This is a genomic window from Sorangium aterium (genome assembly GCF_028368935.1).
In the GTDB taxonomy this organism is placed as follows: Bacteria; Myxococcota_A; Polyangia; order Polyangiales; family Polyangiaceae; genus Sorangium; species Sorangium atrum.
Genome location: NZ_JAQNDK010000001.1, coordinates 2420721 through 2438708, shown reverse-complemented (window position 1 = coordinate 2438708; position 17988 = coordinate 2420721). Strand labels below are relative to the sequence as shown.

Genomic DNA, 17988 nt, shown 5'->3' with positions numbered 1-17988 from the left:
CGAGCCGGCGTCGCCGCGCGAGCCTTCGATGCGTTGAATCCCGAGGCGATCCGTTCGATGACGGTGGGTGCGTTTCTGTGCGCGTTCAGGCGACGCAATTCGGATTCGTTGGCGATGATTGCGGGCGCGTGAGGTACATCACGGCTGCTGGCCATCGCTTGCAGAGTAAGGAATCGCACGCTGCATCAGGATCACGTCGAGCCAGCGGTCGAACTTGTGCCCGACGTCGCGGAGCAACCCGGCGTCCTCGAACCCGAGCGCGCGGTGCAGCGCGACGCTCGCCGCCTGGTCGCCGGCGATCTGCGCGATGATCGTGCGGTGGCCGAGCGAGATCGCGCGGCTCACGAGATCGGCGAGGATGCGGCGCCCGAGCCCCCGCCGCTGGAGGCCGTCGCGCACGTAGACCGAGTTCTCGACGGAGCGGGCGTAGGCCTCGCGCGGGTTCCACTGGGAGAGCGAGCCCCAGCCGACCACGGCTCCGGCCCCGTCGCCCTCGACGGCCACGGTGGCGGGGTGCAGGGGGCCGTGCGCCGCGAGCCAGGCGCGCCGCTCCGCCGGGGTCGGGACGGTGGTGGCGAAGGTGCAGGTCGAGCGCTCGACGTAGAACGCGTAGATCTCCTCGATCGCCGCGAGATCGGCTTCGGTCGCCAGGCGGATGCGCACGCCGTCGCCTGGCGCCGGGAGCGGCGCGAGGTCGGGCGCGACGAACGCGGCGCGGGCGTCGTCCGAGAGCAGCCGCGCGCGAGAGTAATGGGCGAAGAGCGCCTTGCTGCTGCGGTAGCGGTCGAGGAGGCCCTCCGCGAGGTCGTGGACGGCGGCCCCTCGGTGCTCGGCGGCGTGGCGGGCGACGAGCGTGAGCCAGGCGGCCGTGATCGTCTCGTGGTAACCGTTGGTCGGCGGGTGCCGGGCGTTGAAGGCCTGCAGCGCGGAGCGCATGCGCGCGAGCGCCCCCTCGGGCCCGTGGGCGCGCACGTAGTGCAGGGCGAGGAGCAGGTGGCGCGCGTGCGAGAAGTCGCGCTGCGGGATCGCGGCGTCCTCGATGGCGGCCGCGAGCGCCGCGAGGTCGCGCTCGTCGAGCGTGCGATCGCGGCGCTCGCCGGGATCGCTTCGATCCGCGAAGGGCGGCAGTCCGTCGCCGCCGCTCACGGCGCCTCCTTCCGGGAGGCCCCGCGGCCGGGCGCCTTGCGGGGGCGCGCTTCGCCGTCGCGCGCCTCTCCGGACGGCAGGGGCGGGAGCGCGGTCTCCTTGGCGGTGGACAGGACGACCGTCGTGCGCGTGCGCACCACGCCGTCGTGGGCCTTGAGCTCCTGGGTGAGCAGGCGCTCGAGCGCCTCGGTGTCGCGGCAGCGCACCTTGAGCAGGTAGTCCTCGTCGCCGGCGACGTGGTGGCACTCCTGGATCTCGGGCGCGCGCTCGACGGCGCGCAGGAACTCGCCCCGGCCGCGGCGGTTCGCGATCGAGACGGAGATGAAGGCCGTGAGCCCGGCGCCCACGGCCCGGGCGTCCAGGCGCGCCTCCCACCCCGTGATGACGCCGCGCTCCTCGAGCCGCCGCACCCGCTCGGCCGCGGCGGGCGCCGAGAGGCCGACCGCCTCGCCGAGGTCCGCCCACGACCGGCGGGCGTCGCGGGCGAGGAGGTGGATCGCTTTCAGATCGATGGCATCCATGGTCGTTGTCATTCGAAGTGAATGCAGGATCGAATGAAATTTTTCGATTTGCAAGTCAGGCGCAACGAAGCGTCGCGCCGCCGAGGCGGGGCGACGGCCCGTGGGACGCTGCCGCCCTGGGCCGTGAGGCACGCCTCGCTGGTCTTCGCGTCTTCGGTCTCTTCGGTCGGGTGGCGGAGCCGGTCTCGACGGTGGGGGACGGCGCGGCAGGTCAGCAGCGGAGCAGGGGGAGCTGCGGGGTCGCCGCGCGTGGGCTCGGTGAGCGGGTCGGCTCAGCGAGCCCTGTAGTGGGCTCGGTAATGGGCGATGAGCTGCTGCCAGCGCGCCTCGAGGGCGGAGTCGCCGCGCATCCGGGCCTGCCACGCGGCGTCCGTTGCATGCCACGCGGCCGCGTCGCGGAGGCCGTAGCGCGGGTAGATCGCCGCCGCGCTCCGCGGGTGCAGCGAGAGCTCCGCGCAGAGCGCGGCGTACTGCTCCAGCGAGAGGGCGGGCGCCGTGTGGGCCGCGGCGCTCGGCGGGGGCGCGGGGCCGCCCCGCTTTTCCGGTGCCGGGACGAAGGGCAAGGCGGCGACGAGCGCGGGCATGTCTGGGAGAGGGGCTGTGCCGGCGGGTGCGGCCGACGCCGCGGGGGTGGCGGCGGGCGCCGCGGGGCGCGGCGCTGGCGCGGCGAGCCGCGGTGGGGCCGACGCTCGACCGGGCGGCGCGTTCGGCACGAAGGGCAGGGCGGCGACGAGCGCGGGCATGTCCGGGAGAGGGGCTGTGCCGGCGGGCGCGGCCAGCGCCGTGGGTGTGGCCGGCGCCGAGGGGGTGGCCGGCGCCGAGGGGCGCGGCGCTGGCGCGGCGAGCCGCGGTGGGGCCGGCGCTCGACCGGGCGGCGCGTTCGGCACGAAGGGCAGGGCGGCGACGAGCGCCGGCATGTCTGGGAGAGGGGCTGTGCCGGCGGGCGCGGCCGGCGCCCCAGGCGCGGTCAGCGCCGCGGGCGCGGCCGGCGCCGCGGGTGCGGCCGGCGCCGTCGGGCGCGGCGCTGGCGCGGCGAGCCGCGGTGCGGCCGGCGCTCGACCGGACGGCGCCCTCACCGGCGGCGAGGCCGCGACGAACGCCCGCAGGTGCTCGAGGAAGGCTCGTGTGTAGCGGTTGGTCAGCTCGGAGCAGCCGCGCTCGAGCTCCGCGCCCATCCGCTCCAGCCATTCGCGCTGCGCGGCCGTCCACTCGTCCGCCGTGAGCCCGGCGCGCGCGAGCACCTCGTCGCGGAGCCTCCCGGCTTCCATCTGCGCGCGCATCTCCGCGTAGCGCTCCACCGTCAGCGCCGTACCCATGACGCGCATCCTAGCCTGAAGCCCCGCTCTTGCGCTGCGCCGCATCGAGCGGCGCTCGACATCGAGCCCGCCTCCTCGCTGTAGGATTGAGCCCTGCAAGCCGCTCTGGCCTTGCACATGGGAGCTGGTGATTTCGGCGGCGCATCGACGAGGGGTGAGCGTCCTGGCGAGCGCCGTCCCTGCCCGCCGCCTTCCCCGTGCGGCCACGCTGCTCGCGGCGCAGCACCAGAGCAGCATCGCTGCTGTCCCGCGAGCAGCGGCGATCGCGATCTGCCGCGCGCGGGTCCTCGCCGCCCGCGCGGCGTCCCGGCGCGCGGGCCGTGCCGGCGCGCCGCCGGGCGCCGGCACGGGCCCTGCTCGGGCGGCCAGGATGACCACCATCAGCCTTTCTCTCGACACCCCTGAGCTCGCCCAGGCCTACGAGCACGGCAGCGACCGGCAGTTCAACCACGGCAAGCTCCTCATCGAAACGCTGGGCGTGCGGCGCGGCCAGCGTGTGCTCGACGTGGGCGCGGGCACCGGCCGGCTCGCCGCTCACGTGGCAGAGATCGTCGGCCCCGAGGGCAGCGTGACCGCCATCGATCCCCTGCCGCTCCGCGTCGACATCGCCCGGCAGAAGGCCCGCGTGAACCTCGCGACAGCGGTCGGCCGCGCAGAGGACCTCTCCGCCTTCGCCACGAAGAGCTTTGACGTCGTGTACCTGAACAGCGTCCTTCACTGGCTGAACGACGCTCAGAAGCAGCGCGCCATCGCCGAGGCGGCGCGCGTGTTGAAGCCGGGCGGCAAGCTCGGATTCAGCACGGGATCGCGGGAGAAGCCGCACCAGCTCGAGCCGATCCAGCGCAAGGTGCTGGCCGACCTCGGGAGAGACGCGCAGGGCAATCGCCCGTACAAGCTGACGGTCGACGAGGTCCGGGCGTTGCTCGAGCGCGCCGGCTTCATCGCCGACACGGTGGAGATCCTCACCTTCGTCGACCACGCCGCCGACGTCGACGAGATCTTGAAGCACAGCGGCTCGAGCTCGTTCGGCAACCACCTCTCGCACCTGACCCCCGAGGAGAAGCGCGAGGTGCGCGAGCGGCTCGCGAAGGAGCTCGAGGCGCTCCGCACGCCGCAGGGCATCCGGCTCGAGCGCAACCTCATCTTCGCGATCGCCCACACGGCAGGCAACTAGCCCGCCCGCGGGCGCCGCTTCAGTCCGTCGTGCCTCGCGCGTGAGAGCTCTGTTAGAGTCGAGCGACCATGCGAGGGGAAGAGGGGGAAAGGCACATACTGCGGCGCGGGCTGAGCGGCGCGGCGGGGTTGCTGCTCATCGGTGCTGCGGCCTGTGGCACCACCCCCGACGGCCCGAGCGGAGCGGCAGGCGGCGCTCCCACGGGAGCTTCGAGCGCCGGCGCGGGCGGCGGAGGAGGCGCGACAGCTGGCAGCGGCGGCTCCGGGGCCGCCGAGCCATCCGGGGGCGGGCAAGCGGGAGCTCCCGAGGGGCGTGACTGCGGGACAGCGGGAGAGGTGATCGCGGTGGGCGCGAACCTCCTTCAAGACACGACCGGGCCCGCGCCCGAGCTGGAGCGCTTGCGTGGCTGTACGCGCTTTCTCGGCACGCTTCATCTGCTGGGCCTGGACGGACCCGAGGCGATCGACGCGCTCACGGATCTCAGGGAAATAGCGGGATCCTTGCTGCTCTATTCGCCTCCTGAGGATCTCGGACCTCTCTCCAACCTGACGCGGATCGAGGGACGGTTGCTGGTCGTCGCAGCGCCGGAGGCCCTGCGCGGCCTGGAGTCGATCCAGTACGTCTCCGGGCTGTGGCTCTACCAGAGCGGCTTTGCCGACTTCTCGTGGCTTCCTGCTCTCGCGGAGATCGGCGCCTCCATGATCGCTCGGCGCAACGCGCAGCTGACCGCTGAAGCGTTGGAGTCCTTCGCGACGTCGCACGTGCGCGGCGGCGCGCCGGTGTCCCTCACGAACGCCGTTCCCAAGGAGCCGCCGGACCCCGATGCCGAGGCGGTCGTGTGCGGCCAGCCGGACGATCTGGTGATCGGGCCCTACACGAGCGTGGCCGGATGCACCCGCTTCCGGGGCTCGATCCACCTGAGCGATACGACGCCGGGCGTGTTGGAGCCGCTCTCCTCCCTCGTCCACATCGACGGTTCTCTGACCCTCTTCCGCAACCACACGGACGACTTCACCGCGCTGCGCAACCTGCGCCGCGTCGGCGCGAGTTTTCAGATGCATCTGCTGGAAGGCCCGGGCCTCGACGGGTTCGACGCCCTCGCGGAGGTAGGTGAGCTCCGTGTCGTGAGCTCGGGTGAGCTCACGGGCTTCGACTGGCTCCCAGCGCTCACCAGGGTGCGTGAATCCGCGTTGATGGTGAGGGGGTCCCCCCTGTCCATGGAGGCCGTAGAATCGCTTCTCTCGCGCCTGGACATCGGGGGCGAGACCGCGGTGATGGCCCTCGAGTAAAGCGTCCTCGGCGCGTTCAAATCCGAGAGTCTCGGCTGGCGGGTGTGCGCCTCGACTGGCTCATCGCGCCGCCCGCACGCGGCTGACGAGCGCCGCTGCGGCGGCGAGCCCGGCGAGGCCAGCCACCCAGGGCCAAGGGGACGTCTTCGTCGCCGAAGGGACGGTGACCTTGCCCAGGTCCGTCGCTTCGACCACCTCCTTGATGTGCGGGTACACGCGGATGAAGGCGAGCGCTCCCGCGACCATCCCGAGCAGCCCGAACATCGCGTCGCGTCGGCCTTCGCCGACAGCGGCGAGGGTCGTGCCGGGGCAATAACCGAGGACCGCCATCCCGGCGCCGAACGCCACACCGCCCAGGATCACCGAACGAACCTGGAACGGCTTCACGTCGAGCTCGGTCGCGCCGGCTGCGCGCAAGGTGTGCGTCCCGATCGAGCCGGCAGCCGCCGCCGTCGACATGATCCGCGCGACGGCGCCGTCGCGCAGCAGGAGCTGGCTCATGATGAGGTCGGCGTCCGAGGCCCCTCCTCGCTGGAGAAAGGCGCCGAACGCGGTCCCGGTCGCGAGGCCGAGCGCCAGTTTTCCGAGCGGATCCCGCTTCATCGCACACCTCCTCGAAACAGGAGCTTCGCCGTCAAGACGGCGCTCACGCCCATCGCGACGTCGAACGCGAGGCTCGCCGCGGCGAGCTGCATCGTCCCGCTGATGCCGTGCCCGCTGGTGCATCCTTTGCCGAGCCGCGCGCCGAACATCATCAGGGCGCCACCGCAAAACGCCGCAGCGTAGCGCTTTCCGCGGCTCTCCCCGAACCGCGCCCGCCACGCGTCCGGCAGCGTGGATCCTCGCGTGCCCGAGGCGCGCGAGGCGAGGAACGCGCCAAGAACGATGCCCGGGGCGAGCAGCACCTCCCAGTCGATCTTCGGCGTCGCCTCACGCTTGGCCACGAACTCGTTCACTCGGCTGGCCTGCGGCGCGAGCCGGCGCGCCAGCGTGCTCGCCGCCGTCTCGAACGCGGACGTCACGCCGAGAGGCCGCTTCGCGGTCCCCATCGCGAACGTCTCCAGCGCTCCGATCGCGAGTCCTGCGATCTCCGGTGCCCAGCGCGCGCCTCCCTGCGAGCTCATCGTCGCGCTCCTTCGATATCCACGGTGGTCACCGTGCGTTCGGGGCCCTGCCTCCTCGGCAACCCGAGCTTCTCCCACGCCGTCATCCCGCCGAGGACGTTGGTCACCTCGGTGAAGCCGCGGCGGCGGAGGATGCTCGTCGCGAGGCCAGCGCGGTGCCCGACGCTGCAGACGAGCGCGATGCGGCCATGACGCGGCAGCGCGGGCTGGATCTTCTCGAAGTGCTCATCGAGATATCCCACGTACATGTGCCGCGCGCCTTCGATGTGCCCCTCCGTCTCGAACTCCTGATCATCGCGGACGTCGAGCACGGCGAAGGCGTCGCTCGCGTCGTGGAGCTCGCGCGGGGTCATCGTGCCCGTCTTCTCGATGGGCATGCCCGCGTCTCGCCATGCGTCGAACCCTCCGGCGAGCACGCCGGAGACGCGATCGACGCCGACGCGCGCGAGGTGCAGGAACGCCGCCTCCACGTCCGTGGCGCGCGGGAGGACGAGGTAGACCCGCGTCGTCTCGTCCGCGATCCACCCGCCGAACACCGGGAGCCCGGCGAGCCAGAGGTTGAACGAGCCGGGCAGGTGCCCCGACGCGAACGCCTCGGGGTCGCGCGCGTCGAGCACCAGCCCCTGCTTCGAGTCCGCCGCGAACTTCTTCGGCGGCAGGGAAGGGACGTCGCCGGGCTTCGCGGCGAGCGGCTTGCCCCCTTCGAGGTTCAGCTTCTCCATCAAGCTGAAATAGGGTGGGCGCGGGATGCGCTCCGCGACCTTGGCACGGACGAAGTCGTCGACCGACCTCACGAAGACGGGATTGTAGGCCTGCTCGAGGCCGAGCGTGGAGTCATCGCGCTCCGCGATGTTCCCCCCGCAGGCCGAGCCGGAGCCGTGGGCGGGCCAGAGGAGGGCCTGATCGCCGAGCGGGAGGAGCTTCTCGTGCACCGACGCGAAGAGGAGGCGCGCGTTGTCGCTGGTCTTCTCGCGGTCGGGCAGGTCGGTCCGGCCAGTCTCCCCGATGAACAGGGTATCGCCGGTGAAGACGCCAAAGGCGCGCCCAGGCGCGTCCGGGAGGAACACGGCGTAACAGGTGCTCTCCGGCGTGTGCCCCGGCGTATGAAGCGCTCGGATGCGCAGCCCGATCAGGTCGAGCTCCTCGCCATCCCGCATCCGGATGTCGCTCTGTCCGAAGAGCGGTTGATCTCCGCTCACGATCTTCGCGCCCGTCGCCTTCGCGAGGGCGCCAGACCCGATGATGAAGTCCTCGTGGCGGTGCGTCTCGAGGATGAACTTGATCACGAGGTCCCTCTCTCTCGCCGCCGCGAGCACCTCGTCGATGTCCCTCCGCGGGTCCACCACGATCGCCTCGCCCTTGTTGCCGAGCAGGTAGGCGATGTGAGCGAGACCTGGAGTCTTCATCCGGTGCAGATGCATGCGCGGAAGCGGATGCAAGCGAGGCGCCAGACCGACGGCTGCGGCCGATCGGCTGGACGCGCGAGCTCAAGGGGTCACCCGTCGCGCGCAGGACCGCCTCACCTCGACGTGTCCCCTGTGGCGAGATGGTGCGCCACGAGGAGCTTGGTCGACTACCAGTCCCGTTTCCGCCTCCAGGGGCCCATGCTTCGTCGTGCAGAGGATCTGCTCGGAGCGGGCGTCGCCGTGATCATCGACTTTGGCTCGTGGTCCCGCGCGGAGCGCAAAGCCATCAGGCAGATCGCCTTGCGAGCCGGGGCATCGACCGCCCTGAATCGGCGCTCACGCAGCGCGGATGTCGCTCTGGAACGGGGAGATGTTCTCCGGAAACATGAGCCACACGAAGAGACAGCGCATCTCGAAGTACTCGTCGGCCGCGATGGCCGCGAGCGTGGGATCGAGCTCGCCGATGTCGTGCCCTTCCCAGGCGAAGCCCGGCACGCCGCGCGCCCGGCTGACGAGCCCGCCGCTCTGCAGCTGGTCGCGCGCGCGGAACCAGCGGGTGAGCGACATGTTGACCGCCGCGGTGAAGTCGGGCCGGTGCGCGATGCGATCCGGCAATGCGACGTGGTCGAGGCCGGTCGACCAGCAAAGCCAGCAGAGGGCGGCCCACTCGGCTCGGGCCCTCCGCATCAGGAGAGAGACCGGCAGGGCTCCTGGGTCGAGCGTCTCGTCCACGGTGAGCTCGACGGTCTCGACGCCGTTCTCGGTCTCCTCGGTCAAGGTCGCCTCCGTCCGCGCGAGCTCCACCGGCCCGTCCGGCAAGAGGTGCGACAGGTCGGGCGGGAGCCACGGACAGGGCTCCGTGCCCGGCAGGCTGCGCTGCACGGCCTCGCGCAGGCGGAGCAAGCGGGTGGCGTAGAGCTGGATCTTCTGCCGAACCTGCTCGATCGGCTGGTCGAGCTCGACCGTGACCGACGCGTCGCCGGGCACCGGATCGATGGCCTGGCGCGCCGGCCAGAAAGCAAACTCCGGGTACAGCAGCCGCACGAAGGTCCTGAGGTGCTCGGCCACCGCGGGGGCCTCGGCCTCGACGCGGGCGGCGTCCTCGAGCACCCCGCGCGTGTCGCCGAGCTCGAGCCGCAGCAGCGCGCGCGTGATGCAGGTCGAGCGGCGGTCGGGCACGAGCAGCAGCGCCGCCTCGACGAGCGAGAGCGCCACGCGGCGCGAGCCCCGGAAGACGGCGGCGAGCGTGCGGTAAGCCGCGCTCGGCTCGGCGCCGAGCAAGAGCTCGTCCAGGACGCCGAGCGCGGTCGCGTCGGACGCCTCGAGCAGCGCTCGCCCGCGTTGCTCCACGACCTCGGGTTTCGGCTGCAGCGTCGCGGCGCGCAGGAACTCGACGAGCCTCTCTCGCTCGCCCCCGCAGGCCGCCGCGCGGGCCGCGGCGCAGCAGGCTTCGCGCGCGCGGCCATCCTGCAAGAGCTCTCGCGCGAGGGCCCAGACGCGCTCGGCGTCCCACGCCGCGAGGTCTTCGGCGAGCGCGGGCGACGCGCCGAGGCTCGCCTCGTCGAGCGCCGCGCCGAGCTCGCGTCGCACCACCAGCGCCCCGTCCGCGTCGAGCGCGGTGAACGCACCGACCGGGTGACCGTGCGTGTACTGGCCGCGCTCCTCGCGCACGCGCCGGTCGAGGTAAGGGCTCGTGTCCGGATCGGGAAACCAGCGGACGGACGGGCCGTGGAAGCGTCCCTGCGGATCGAGGTGCCGCTCCTCGGAAGGGCGGCCCAGCGCGTCGTACCGGAGCTCGCGATAACGCGCGCCCGCGCGGATCTCGATCTCCTGAGAGGGCTTGCCCTCGCACGTGAAGTAGCGGTCGATGAGCGACGCCGAGGCTTCGTCTTCCTCGCGGACCAGCCATCGTTGCGAGCCGTGGTCGTAGTCGGCCTCTCCGGCGACGCCGGCGGGTCTGTCGGGCCAGCGGGAGCCGTCCGCGGAGATCGGGTGCCCGTCGCGGTCGTGAAAGACCTGGCGTACGATGCTCCCTTGCCGGTAGCGCGTTCGCAGCTCCCAGGCGCCGGGCGGCACACAGCACGGTCGTAGCCTGAGCTCCGTCGGAGCGTCGCTGCCGTACACGACCACCTCGCCGTCGAGCTCGCCGCCCCGGTAGCGCCCGCGCTGCGCGGGTTGACCGTTCGGGTGGAACAAGGTGAACGGTCCCTCCTTCACCCCGCCCGCGTAGCAGCAGCGCGAGAGCAACGAGCCGTCGCTCGCGCGGTACACGTGGCACTCGCCCGAACGACGGCCGTCGGCGTCGGTCACCACGAGCTCGAACGTGCCGTGCTCGGGGTCGTACCTGGCTGAAGGCGGGACCGACGGAGGCCGCTCCGCGCCGTGGTGTGCCGTGGAGTCCACGCATCGCAGTCTATCGGCTTTCGCGCCGAGAAGGCGGCCCTTCACGCTGATTGCAAAGATCCACGAAGCGCAGGTGGGGACGAGCGGCGCCTGCCCCTGCGCCGCTCCGAAGGACCGAAGCTCGACCACCTCAAATGCCGCGTCCAGCGCAGCGGAGCGGAGCGCTAGAGCGTGCGCCGCGCTACTGGTTGGCGGTGTCGCCGGAGCAGATGACGAACTGCGTCGCGCCATCCAGGGCTTCGCCGTCGCCGGTGAACCGGATCTGGCGGCGCTCCGTGGACGGGCACTTGGCGACGACCTCTTCTTGGCCGAGGCCGAGCCGCGGGTCGACATAACACCACCCGTGCACCTTCTCGCCGCCGACCTCGACCGGCGCCGGAGGCACCGTGTTCTGGCAAGCCGCGAGCTCGTCCGGCGTTTTCAGCTGCTCGACCTCGCAGACGCAGTTCCAGCCGTTCACCGCCGCCACCGGATCCGCGAGCACCCTCCGCTTCGCGGCGAGGTTCTCGTGGAGCACCTCCCGCCGCGCCGTGAGCCCGTCGCAGCCGCACTTCCCCTCGGCCGTGCTCCGCGCCTCGAGGACGAGGCAGCTGACCTGTCCGCTCTCGTTCGGCTGGAGCGCGCGGGGCAGGCACTGCCCGCCGAGCTTCGTCTTCAGGCGATCGACGATCGCGCCGATCGCCGGCCGATAGCCGAAGTCGAGCCGGCCCTCTTCCGGGGACTCGAGCTGCGCCGGGCACACGGAGCCGACGATGCCCTGCTCCCCCAGGTTCCGGATGAGCTCGAGCTGCCGCAGGCCCGGATAGGCCTTCGCGCTGACCTGGAGGTTGCTGTCGGTGCCGTCGGGGTTGTCCTTGCACAGGGGGCTGTCTCGGTCTTCATTGCCCTTGCAGTCATCGCCCATCACGGGCTCGAGCAACGGGAACGTGCAAGCGTACTGGAGGTCGCCGAAACCCGGGTTGGGGTTCCATTCATGGCCGTTGATGGTGTTGGCGCCGTCCGGCGAGTCCGGGCTGGCGATGCGCGTCCCGGTGATCGGGTTCTCGCCCTCGCGGGGGATCGGCGACTCGATCATGTGGGGATCGCCGGGGCTCCGGCGCGACTTCGGATCTCCGAGGATGATGTCCCAGGTGCTCGCGAATCCCGCGTTCGGAGCGCTCAGCTCCTTGGCGCTCTTGAAGCCGCCGACGAGGTTGCCGTCCTGGTCCCTGCCTTCCCGGAGATCGGGCTGACCCGCGTCGTCCTGGCGCGCGATGTCCTGCCACGGGACGCCCACGAGGCCCGCGAAGAACACGTACTCCGGCGGACGGACCGCGCTGTTCTCGTCGTCCGGGTCGAGATCCGAGAAGATCGGGTTGTCGACGACGTTGCCCTGGTGATCCTGGATCCGCGCCTGCGTGAGCGCGTCCGTGTAGCGGTCGATCGGGTAGAGCAGATCGATGCCGAACCGGCGCTTCTGGTCGAAGCAGCGCAGATTGTGCGGGTCCTCGTTCGGGAGGAGCGTCTTGGGCTGTCCATCCGGGCCGCAGGTCTCCTCGTCCAGCGGGCACTCGCCCCTGGGCGCCCCGCAGGACTTGCAGCACGGGTCGTCCAGGCCCTTCTCCGCGCACTCCCTGCGCGGCGCGAACATCCGAAAAAGGTTGTCGTTCTCGTCCTTCTGCCTCGCGACCCAGAAGGCGTTCCCTCCCTCCTTGATGGAACAGTCGTTCTCGTCCGACAGCATGACGATCGCGAGGAGCGAGTCCGGCCGCAGGAACGCCTTGCGCTGATCCAGGAGCTTCTTGTCCAGGCCGCGCCGCTCCGCCTTGCCGTTCACCACCTCGAGGGTCTCGTAGGGCGCGGGGTCCACGAGGAAGCGGTACCAGCTCTCCAGCTGCGACTCGAAGCCGCAGCCGTTGTCGGCCACCCCTCGGACCATGTTCGTCAGCGTCGGTACGAGGCCGCGCCCCGCGCTGTCGTCGAGGATCGACTCGCCCGCGGGGCTGAGCTTCTGCTCTGGATCCCAGGCGAGGAATCCCATGTTCTGGTAGGTCGGCGGGTCGTTGTCTGCGTCATTGTGGTCGTCCCTGTCGCTCCGGGCGATGAGGTGTCCCTTGTCGTTGTTGAAGACGAGCGGCCCGTCGGGGCACGAGTCCGCGCCATGGCTGCCGAGGCTCGTGCTGAGGATGCCGATGTGAATGTCGACGACGGGCTCGAACTCGCGCTCCTTGCCGCTCGGGCAGCTGCCGTCCTCCCGCGGCGGGGACGAATCCAGGGGGTTCAGCGGATCGATGCACCGGGGGTCGACCAGGCGTCTCACGAGGTCGGGAACGGCCAGCGCGAGGATGTCCTGCTTGTCCTTCATCGACGACGAGTTGTCGATGGTCAGGAGGAGATCGATCTTGTCGACGCGCCGCGGGAGCCGCTCGACGACGGTGCCAGTCGTGCGCGTGTCCTGATGGGCTATCGGGCGGCTCAGGCACCCCGGGAGGAGCGATGTGCCGCCGACGACGAGGGAGCACAAAAGCGACGCTGCCGCGCGGGCAGCACGGGACGGAGGACGAGCGGGCATGGATCCTTCCTTGCGCGAGAGATGGAGTGGGCCCTTTCGCGCGCCATGCGCGCGGAGCCGGCGAGCCCGTCTCGCGCGGAGTGGATGACAGGCTGCCTGGCGATCGCGTATCAGACGCCGAGAGGGGGCGTTCTCTTGGCTACGTGGCGAGATGAGCGCGACACCATCACGAAAATCCACGAACCATGGAGAGAGCGCGGCGCTGCGGGGGCGTCACACAGTGGCGGCACAGCCGCCGTCGCGGCATGGGCGGCACACCGGCCATCGAGGGCGGAGGCGCGGCCGTCACGACACGGGCAGCGCAGCCTCCATCGCGGGCGGAGGCGCCGCCGCCTCGTCGGATGCGGAGGCGGCGTGCTCTGATGTGCGATGTTATCGCAAAATTACGTGTAGGAAGGAATTGTGAAGACCGGGCGCCAGGGCGTCCTCGGCCGGCGGCGGGAGCTCAGCTCTCGGCGGAGGCGGCCGTCTCGGCGCCAGCGACGAGCGGCGCGTACTGGGTGAGGAACTTGCCCCAGCGCTTGTGCTTGCGGCCGGGCTTCCGGGAGCTCTGGGCGCTCCTCTCTTGCTTCTGGGTGACCTTGAGGGTGAGGTGCTGGTGCTGGCGCGTAGGGCGATGCATGGCGGCGGATGCTGCTCGAACGCGCCGCGCTCTGCAAGCCTCAACGCGACGGAGCCCGCGCCTGCTCGCTCTGCCCGTCCCGCTCCGTCCCCAGCCGGCCGAAGCTGTGGATCCCGTAGATGAGCACCACGAGCGCGAGCACCGTGAGCGCCATGCCCGCGTCCGACGGCCCGACGCCGACCAGCGCGAGCCCGGCCACGAGGAGCAACCCCCCGCCGCCGAGCGCGCGTCGCGCGCGCTCCTCGGCGTCTCGCTCTCTCCGGCGCCCCCGACTCCGCGCCGCGCCGCCCTCCTCGAGCTCGCTCACTGGAACTTCTGCGTCCGCGCGTAGGTGATGAAGTCCTGCACGTCGCGCGTCAGCTCGCGCTCGGCGGTGATCGTCGTGCGCTCGTGCGACTCGCCGACGAGGTCGTCGTAGAGGTAGTTCTGCTGATAGAGGAGCACGAGCCGGATGGCCCCGTCCGCCCCGCCGCGGACGATGCGCAGCTTCTCGTCCCGGCCGTTCGGCGGCGGGATCGCGGCGCCGAGCGCCTGGGCGTCCTCCTCGGTCACGTAGACGACGCCGTACGAGCGGCTCTGCACGCCGACATCGACGCGCACCTTCTTCCCGCTGGTCAGCTCGACCTCGCGCCCGCGCGCCGGCTGCGTGCCCTCGTGCGCCATCGCCCGGCGGATCACCTCGATCGCTCTGCGCTCGTCGAGGGCGCGCATCGGGTTCGGCGCGCGCGCCTCGCCGCCGCTGCACGCCCCCAGCGCGAGCGCCGCGGTCGCGATCCCCAGCGCGAGGCGCGCCGCCCCTCGCGCGCCGCCGAGGAGACGGCGCGCGTCCCGAGCCTGCCCGGGCGCGAGCTCGCGCGCTGAAGGCCGATGCTGAAGGGGGCCGAGATGGCGAGCCCCCGAGCCTTGATGAAGCTTCCTCGACATGAGCGGCATGAGAGTAGCCAACCGCCCGGAGCTTCGCTACTTCTCCCGACATGGCGCGGCTCGCTGCGATCGACATCGGATCCAACGCCATCCGACTTCGCATCGTCGACGTCGATCCTCCGGCGCTCGGGGCGTTCGGGGCCGGCTGGGATCCGGCGCTCGCCGGGTCCGCGACCGGCGCGCCCGACGCGCCGCGCTTCCACCCGTTCCGCGATGTCCATGCGGATCGGGCGTCGGTGCGTCTCGGGCACGACGTGTTCACGAAGGGGCGGCTCGAGTCGGGGGTCATCGGCGCCGCCTGCGAGGCGCTCCGGCGCTTCCGCACGGCGATGGATGCGGCCAAGGTCGACCGCTACCGCGCGGTGGCGACGAGCGCCGCGCGCGAGGCCCAGAACGGCGACCTCTTCGTCGAGCGCGCCGCGCGCGAGGCCGGCGTCCACATCGAGGTCATCGAGGGGGTCGAGGAGGCGCGCCTGGTCCAGCTCGCCGTCCGCGAGCGCGTCGCGCTCGGCGAGCGGACCGCGCTCCTCGTCGACATCGGCGGCGGCTCACCGAGCTCACGCTGCTCCGCGGCCGCGGTGCCGTCTTCTCGCGCTCGCTCCCCGTGGGGACGGTGCGGATGGTCGAGGCCTTCCTCGAGGATCGCCGCCCGGTCGACGCGGGGCACCGGCGGCTCGTCGAGGAGTACGTCGATCGCGTCATGGTCGAGGCCACGCGCGAGATCGTGGAGCTGCTCGGCGAGGGGTCGGGCTCGGGGATCGATCTGCTCGTCGGCACGGGCGGCAACATCGAGACGCTCGCGGATCTCTGCCCCGCGCCGGGCGCGCCCCCCGAGGGGCGGGCGATCGACGTGCCCGCGATGTCCCGCCTGCTCGACGAGATGGCGCCCAAGACGCCCGAGGAACGCGCGCAGATCTACGGCCTGCGCCCGGACCGCGCCGACACCATCGTCCCCGCGGCGACGATCCTGGGTCGAATCGCCCGGGCGTTCGCGCAGCGGGTCATCGTCGCTCCCGGGGTCGGGCTCAAGGAGGGCGTGCTCGTCGATCTCGCCCACGCCCACTTCCTCGGGCCCGACTTCCGCGGCGAGGCCGCCGCGGTCAGCGACGCCTGCGTCCGGCTCGGCCGCCGCTACCACTTCGACGAGAAGCACGGCGCGCTCGTGGCCCGCTTCGCCGAGCGGCTGTTCGACGACCTCGCGCCGCGCCACCGCCTCGGCCAGCGCGACCGGATCCTCCTGCGCGCGGCGGCCCTGCTCCACGACATCGGCGACTTCGTCCGCTACGAGGGGCACCACAAGCACAGCTATTACGTCATCGTCCACAGCGACCTCATGGGCCTGACCCCGGAGGAGCGCGCGATCGTCGCGAACATCGCGCGCTACCACAGGAAGTCGCCGCCCAGCATGGATCACGACAACTTCCGCGCGCTCTCGCGGGACGCGCGCGCCAAGGTGAAGTCGATGGCGTCGATCCTCCGCATCGCCGACGCGCTCGATCGCGAGCACCGGGCCAAGGTCGCGGAGGTGACCGGCCGGATCGAGGGCGACACGCTGGTGATCGAGGTGCAGGGCGCGGAGGATCGGGCGCTCGAGGAGTGGACGGTCGTCGCGAAGGCGGGGATGCTGCGCGACGCGCTCGGCCTGGAGGTGCGGATGGTCGACGCCACGCCGAGATCGCGCCCGCCTTCGGCCGCGAACGCGGGAGGCTAATGCGAGGCACCGCCGCGCTCGCGGCGGCTGACGCGAGGTGCTGCTGCGAGCGCGGGCGGGGTCGACGCCCGAAAAAGTCGCCGTGGCCTTTGCGTGGAGCCCTGCCGGCCACCATGAACCTCGGCACGGGGGAGGTTCTGCCCCCGTGGACGAGCGCGGCGATGCCGTACCGACGGGCGCGGCTGCGCCGCCGTAGAACAAGGGCGAGCGACCGTTGACGCTGAAATCTCCGAAGCTGATGGAGGCCCGCCGCGCCGCTGGCATCCTGAGGTCCGCCCTGCGCGGGCACACGGGCGATCTGACGCTCGCCGACGCGTCGGCGAAGAGCGGCCTGCCCCTGCGCGACGCGGAGAGCGGCCTGCACCTGCTCGTCAGCGAGCACCGCGGGCACCTCAAGGCGACGTCCGAAGGGGAGCTGCTCTTCCGCTTCCCGTACGGCTTCACCAAGCCGTGGGAGACACGCACGCGCCTCACGCGCGCGCTCCAGGCCGTCCTCCGGGCCGCCGCCGGCGTGGCCCGCTTCGTCGTGCGGGCGTGGATCGCGATCGTGCTGATCGCCTACGTCGTGATCTTCGTCGGGATCCTGATCGCCCGGCTGTTCGCCCGCTCGAACAGCGACTCGCGCGACCACGACGACTTCTCCGGATCGTTCGCGGGCTACTTCCTCTTTCGTCTGGTCCTCGACGCGATCTTCTGGACGTTTCACCCGTTCTCGCCGTTCGTGTGGACGGCCGAGCCGGCGTGGTCCTCGTCGTATGGACGCCGCGGGGCGTTCGGGCAGCGGCGCGACGAGACGCCCTTCTACGAGAAGGTGAACCGGTTCTTCTTCGGCCCGACGCCGGCGCCGCGCGATCCGCTCGAGGCCGAGAAGCTCATCCTGGCCGAGATCCGCGCGCAGCGGGGCCGGATCGGGCTCGCCGACGTGATGCGCGTGACGGGGCTCTCGCGCGACGAGGCGGATCCGCTGATGGCGCGGCTGATGCTCGACTACGACGGCGCGGTCGATGTGTCGGAGGAGGGGGGCATCGTCTACCGGTTCGAGGCGATCCGGCGGACGGCGGCGGAGGCGCCCGTGAGGGCGCCCGCGCCGGTCTGGGCGAAGCGCGAGGAGCTGCCTCCGCTGACCGGGAACGGGCCGGGGATGAACGCGCTCATCGTGGCGCTCAACGGGTTCAACCTGCTGATGAGCCTCTACGCGCTCGGGGCCCACCTTACTCTGGACAACCTCGGGCTCCTGGCGCGGGGCGTCCCGATGGCGGAGCTGCCCGCCACGGGGACGGCGGTCGCGCTCGGGGTGGTGCCGCTCGTCTTCTCGCTCGCGCTCTTCGCGCTGCCGCTCGGCCGGGCGGTCCTGCGCCCGCTGAAGCAGCGGAGGCTCGCCCAGCGGAACGGCCGGCGGGCCATGCTACGTGCGATCCTCACCCGCGTCGGCGCGCAGCACGGCCGGGAGCCGATCACGGAGGCGGTGCTCCAGCGGGCGTGGCAGGAGGCGGCGGGGGAGCCGCCGCGGTCGGAGGAGATCACCCGCGAGGTGGTCGCCCTCGGGGGCGATGTCGATCTCGAGGCAGGCGAGGGGATCCGGTACCGCTTTCCCGATCTGGAGACCGAGGCCAAGGCCCTCGAAGCCGAGCGGGAGGCGGCCTCCGAGGAAGAGGCGCATGCCGGGAAGGTGATCTTCTCGTCCGACGCGTGAGCGCCGTCGCAGACGGTTTTTTCTGCGGTGCTTGATGAGGGCGCTGACAAAAACCGTCGGTGGCGTGTGCGCGCGTACGGCGCCGCACCGCGCAGAACCGCCGTTCAT

At 71.8% G+C, this 17988-nt stretch carries 15 protein-coding genes and 1 pseudogene; 5 read left to right on the top strand and 11 right to left on the bottom strand.

Annotation, left to right across the window (positions count from 1 at the left end):
- Positions 1–138: 138 nt before the first annotated feature.
- The 3 genes from POL72_RS08800 to POL72_RS08790 form a co-directional block, all read right to left on the bottom strand.
- Positions 139–1146 carry a GNAT family N-acetyltransferase gene (locus POL72_RS08800; RefSeq protein ID WP_272094576.1) on the bottom strand — a complete coding sequence of 336 codons (1008 nt, stop codon included), beginning with the start codon at positions 1144–1146 and terminating at the stop codon, positions 139–141.
- On the bottom strand, positions 1143–1667 hold the full coding sequence (locus POL72_RS08795) for an Lrp/AsnC family transcriptional regulator (protein ID WP_272094575.1): 525 nt from the start codon (positions 1665–1667) through the stop codon (positions 1143–1145). Before POL72_RS08795 ends, POL72_RS08800 begins: the two co-directional genes overlap by 4 nt.
- A gap of 272 nt (positions 1668–1939) precedes the next feature.
- Positions 1940–2983 (bottom strand): hypothetical protein, encoded by a 1044-nt coding sequence (locus POL72_RS08790; protein WP_272094574.1) that lies wholly within the window; start codon positions 2981–2983, stop codon positions 1940–1942.
- 154 nt (positions 2984–3137) lie between these two features.
- Between POL72_RS08790 and POL72_RS08785 the strand changes: the two genes are divergently transcribed.
- Together POL72_RS08785 and POL72_RS08780 are read left to right on the top strand one after the other, a co-directional pair.
- Positions 3138–4157: a class I SAM-dependent methyltransferase gene (locus POL72_RS08785; RefSeq protein ID WP_272094573.1), complete on the top strand. Its 1020-nt coding sequence runs from the start codon at positions 3138–3140 to the stop codon at positions 4155–4157.
- A 344-nt stretch (positions 4158–4501) separates the two neighbouring features.
- Positions 4502–5446 (top strand): receptor L domain-containing protein, encoded by a 945-nt coding sequence (locus POL72_RS08780; protein ID WP_272094572.1) that lies wholly within the window; start codon positions 4502–4504, stop codon positions 5444–5446.
- 60 nt (positions 5447–5506) lie between these two features.
- Here the strand turns inward: POL72_RS08780 and POL72_RS08775 are convergent, their stop codons facing one another.
- The 8 genes from POL72_RS08775 to POL72_RS08740 all read right to left on the bottom strand — a co-directional run bounded on the left by POL72_RS08775 (position 5507) and on the right by POL72_RS08740 (position 14485).
- The gene (locus tag POL72_RS08775) at positions 5507–6049 is read right to left on the bottom strand and encodes a DUF6691 family protein (protein ID WP_272094571.1); all 543 of its coding nucleotides are present in this window, start codon (positions 6047–6049) and stop codon (positions 5507–5509) included.
- Complete coding sequence (locus POL72_RS08770) at positions 6046–6570, bottom strand: YeeE/YedE thiosulfate transporter family protein (protein WP_272094570.1); 525 nt, start codon at positions 6568–6570, stop codon at positions 6046–6048. Before POL72_RS08770 ends, POL72_RS08775 begins: the two co-directional genes overlap by 4 nt.
- Positions 6567–7976 carry an MBL fold metallo-hydrolase gene (locus POL72_RS08765; protein ID WP_272094569.1) on the bottom strand — a complete coding sequence of 470 codons (1410 nt, stop codon included), beginning with the start codon at positions 7974–7976 and terminating at the stop codon, positions 6567–6569. The genes POL72_RS08770 and POL72_RS08765 overlap by 4 nt, the downstream gene beginning before the upstream one ends.
- Before the next feature lie 336 nt (positions 7977–8312).
- A complete protein-coding gene (locus POL72_RS08760; RefSeq protein WP_272094568.1) occupies positions 8313–10379 on the bottom strand; it encodes a toxin-antitoxin system YwqK family antitoxin in 2067 nt (688 codons plus the stop codon).
- 181 nt (positions 10380–10560) lie between these two features.
- Positions 10561–12930, bottom strand: a complete 2370-nt coding sequence (locus POL72_RS08755) for a hypothetical protein (protein WP_272094567.1) — start codon at positions 12928–12930, stop codon at positions 10561–10563.
- A 445-nt stretch (positions 12931–13375) separates the two neighbouring features.
- On the bottom strand, positions 13376–13552 hold the full coding sequence (locus POL72_RS08750; protein WP_272094566.1) for a hypothetical protein: 177 nt from the start codon (positions 13550–13552) through the stop codon (positions 13376–13378).
- 40 nt (positions 13553–13592) lie between these two features.
- The gene (locus tag POL72_RS08745) at positions 13593–13859 is read right to left on the bottom strand and encodes a hypothetical protein (RefSeq protein ID WP_272094565.1); all 267 of its coding nucleotides are present in this window, start codon (positions 13857–13859) and stop codon (positions 13593–13595) included.
- The gene (locus POL72_RS08740) at positions 13856–14485 is read right to left on the bottom strand and encodes a hypothetical protein (protein ID WP_272094564.1); all 630 of its coding nucleotides are present in this window, start codon (positions 14483–14485) and stop codon (positions 13856–13858) included. The genes POL72_RS08745 and POL72_RS08740 overlap by 4 nt, the downstream gene beginning before the upstream one ends.
- A 41-nt stretch (positions 14486–14526) precedes the next feature.
- On the opposite strand from POL72_RS08740, the pseudogene POL72_RS08735 reads away from it, so the two are divergent.
- From POL72_RS08735 to POL72_RS08725, 3 genes and pseudogenes are all read left to right on the top strand, one after another.
- Positions 14527–15479: pseudogene (locus POL72_RS08735) on the top strand (Ppx/GppA phosphatase family protein); the annotation flags it as partial.
- Between the two features lie 33 nt (positions 15480–15512).
- Positions 15513–16187, top strand: coding sequence for an HD domain-containing protein (locus POL72_RS08730; RefSeq protein WP_272095926.1), 675 nt, complete (start codon positions 15513–15515; stop codon positions 16185–16187).
- 214 nt (positions 16188–16401) lie between these two features.
- Positions 16402–17880: a hypothetical protein gene (locus POL72_RS08725; RefSeq protein ID WP_272094563.1), complete on the top strand. Its 1479-nt coding sequence runs from the start codon at positions 16402–16404 to the stop codon at positions 17878–17880.
- Positions 17881–17988: the final 108 nt, after the last annotated feature.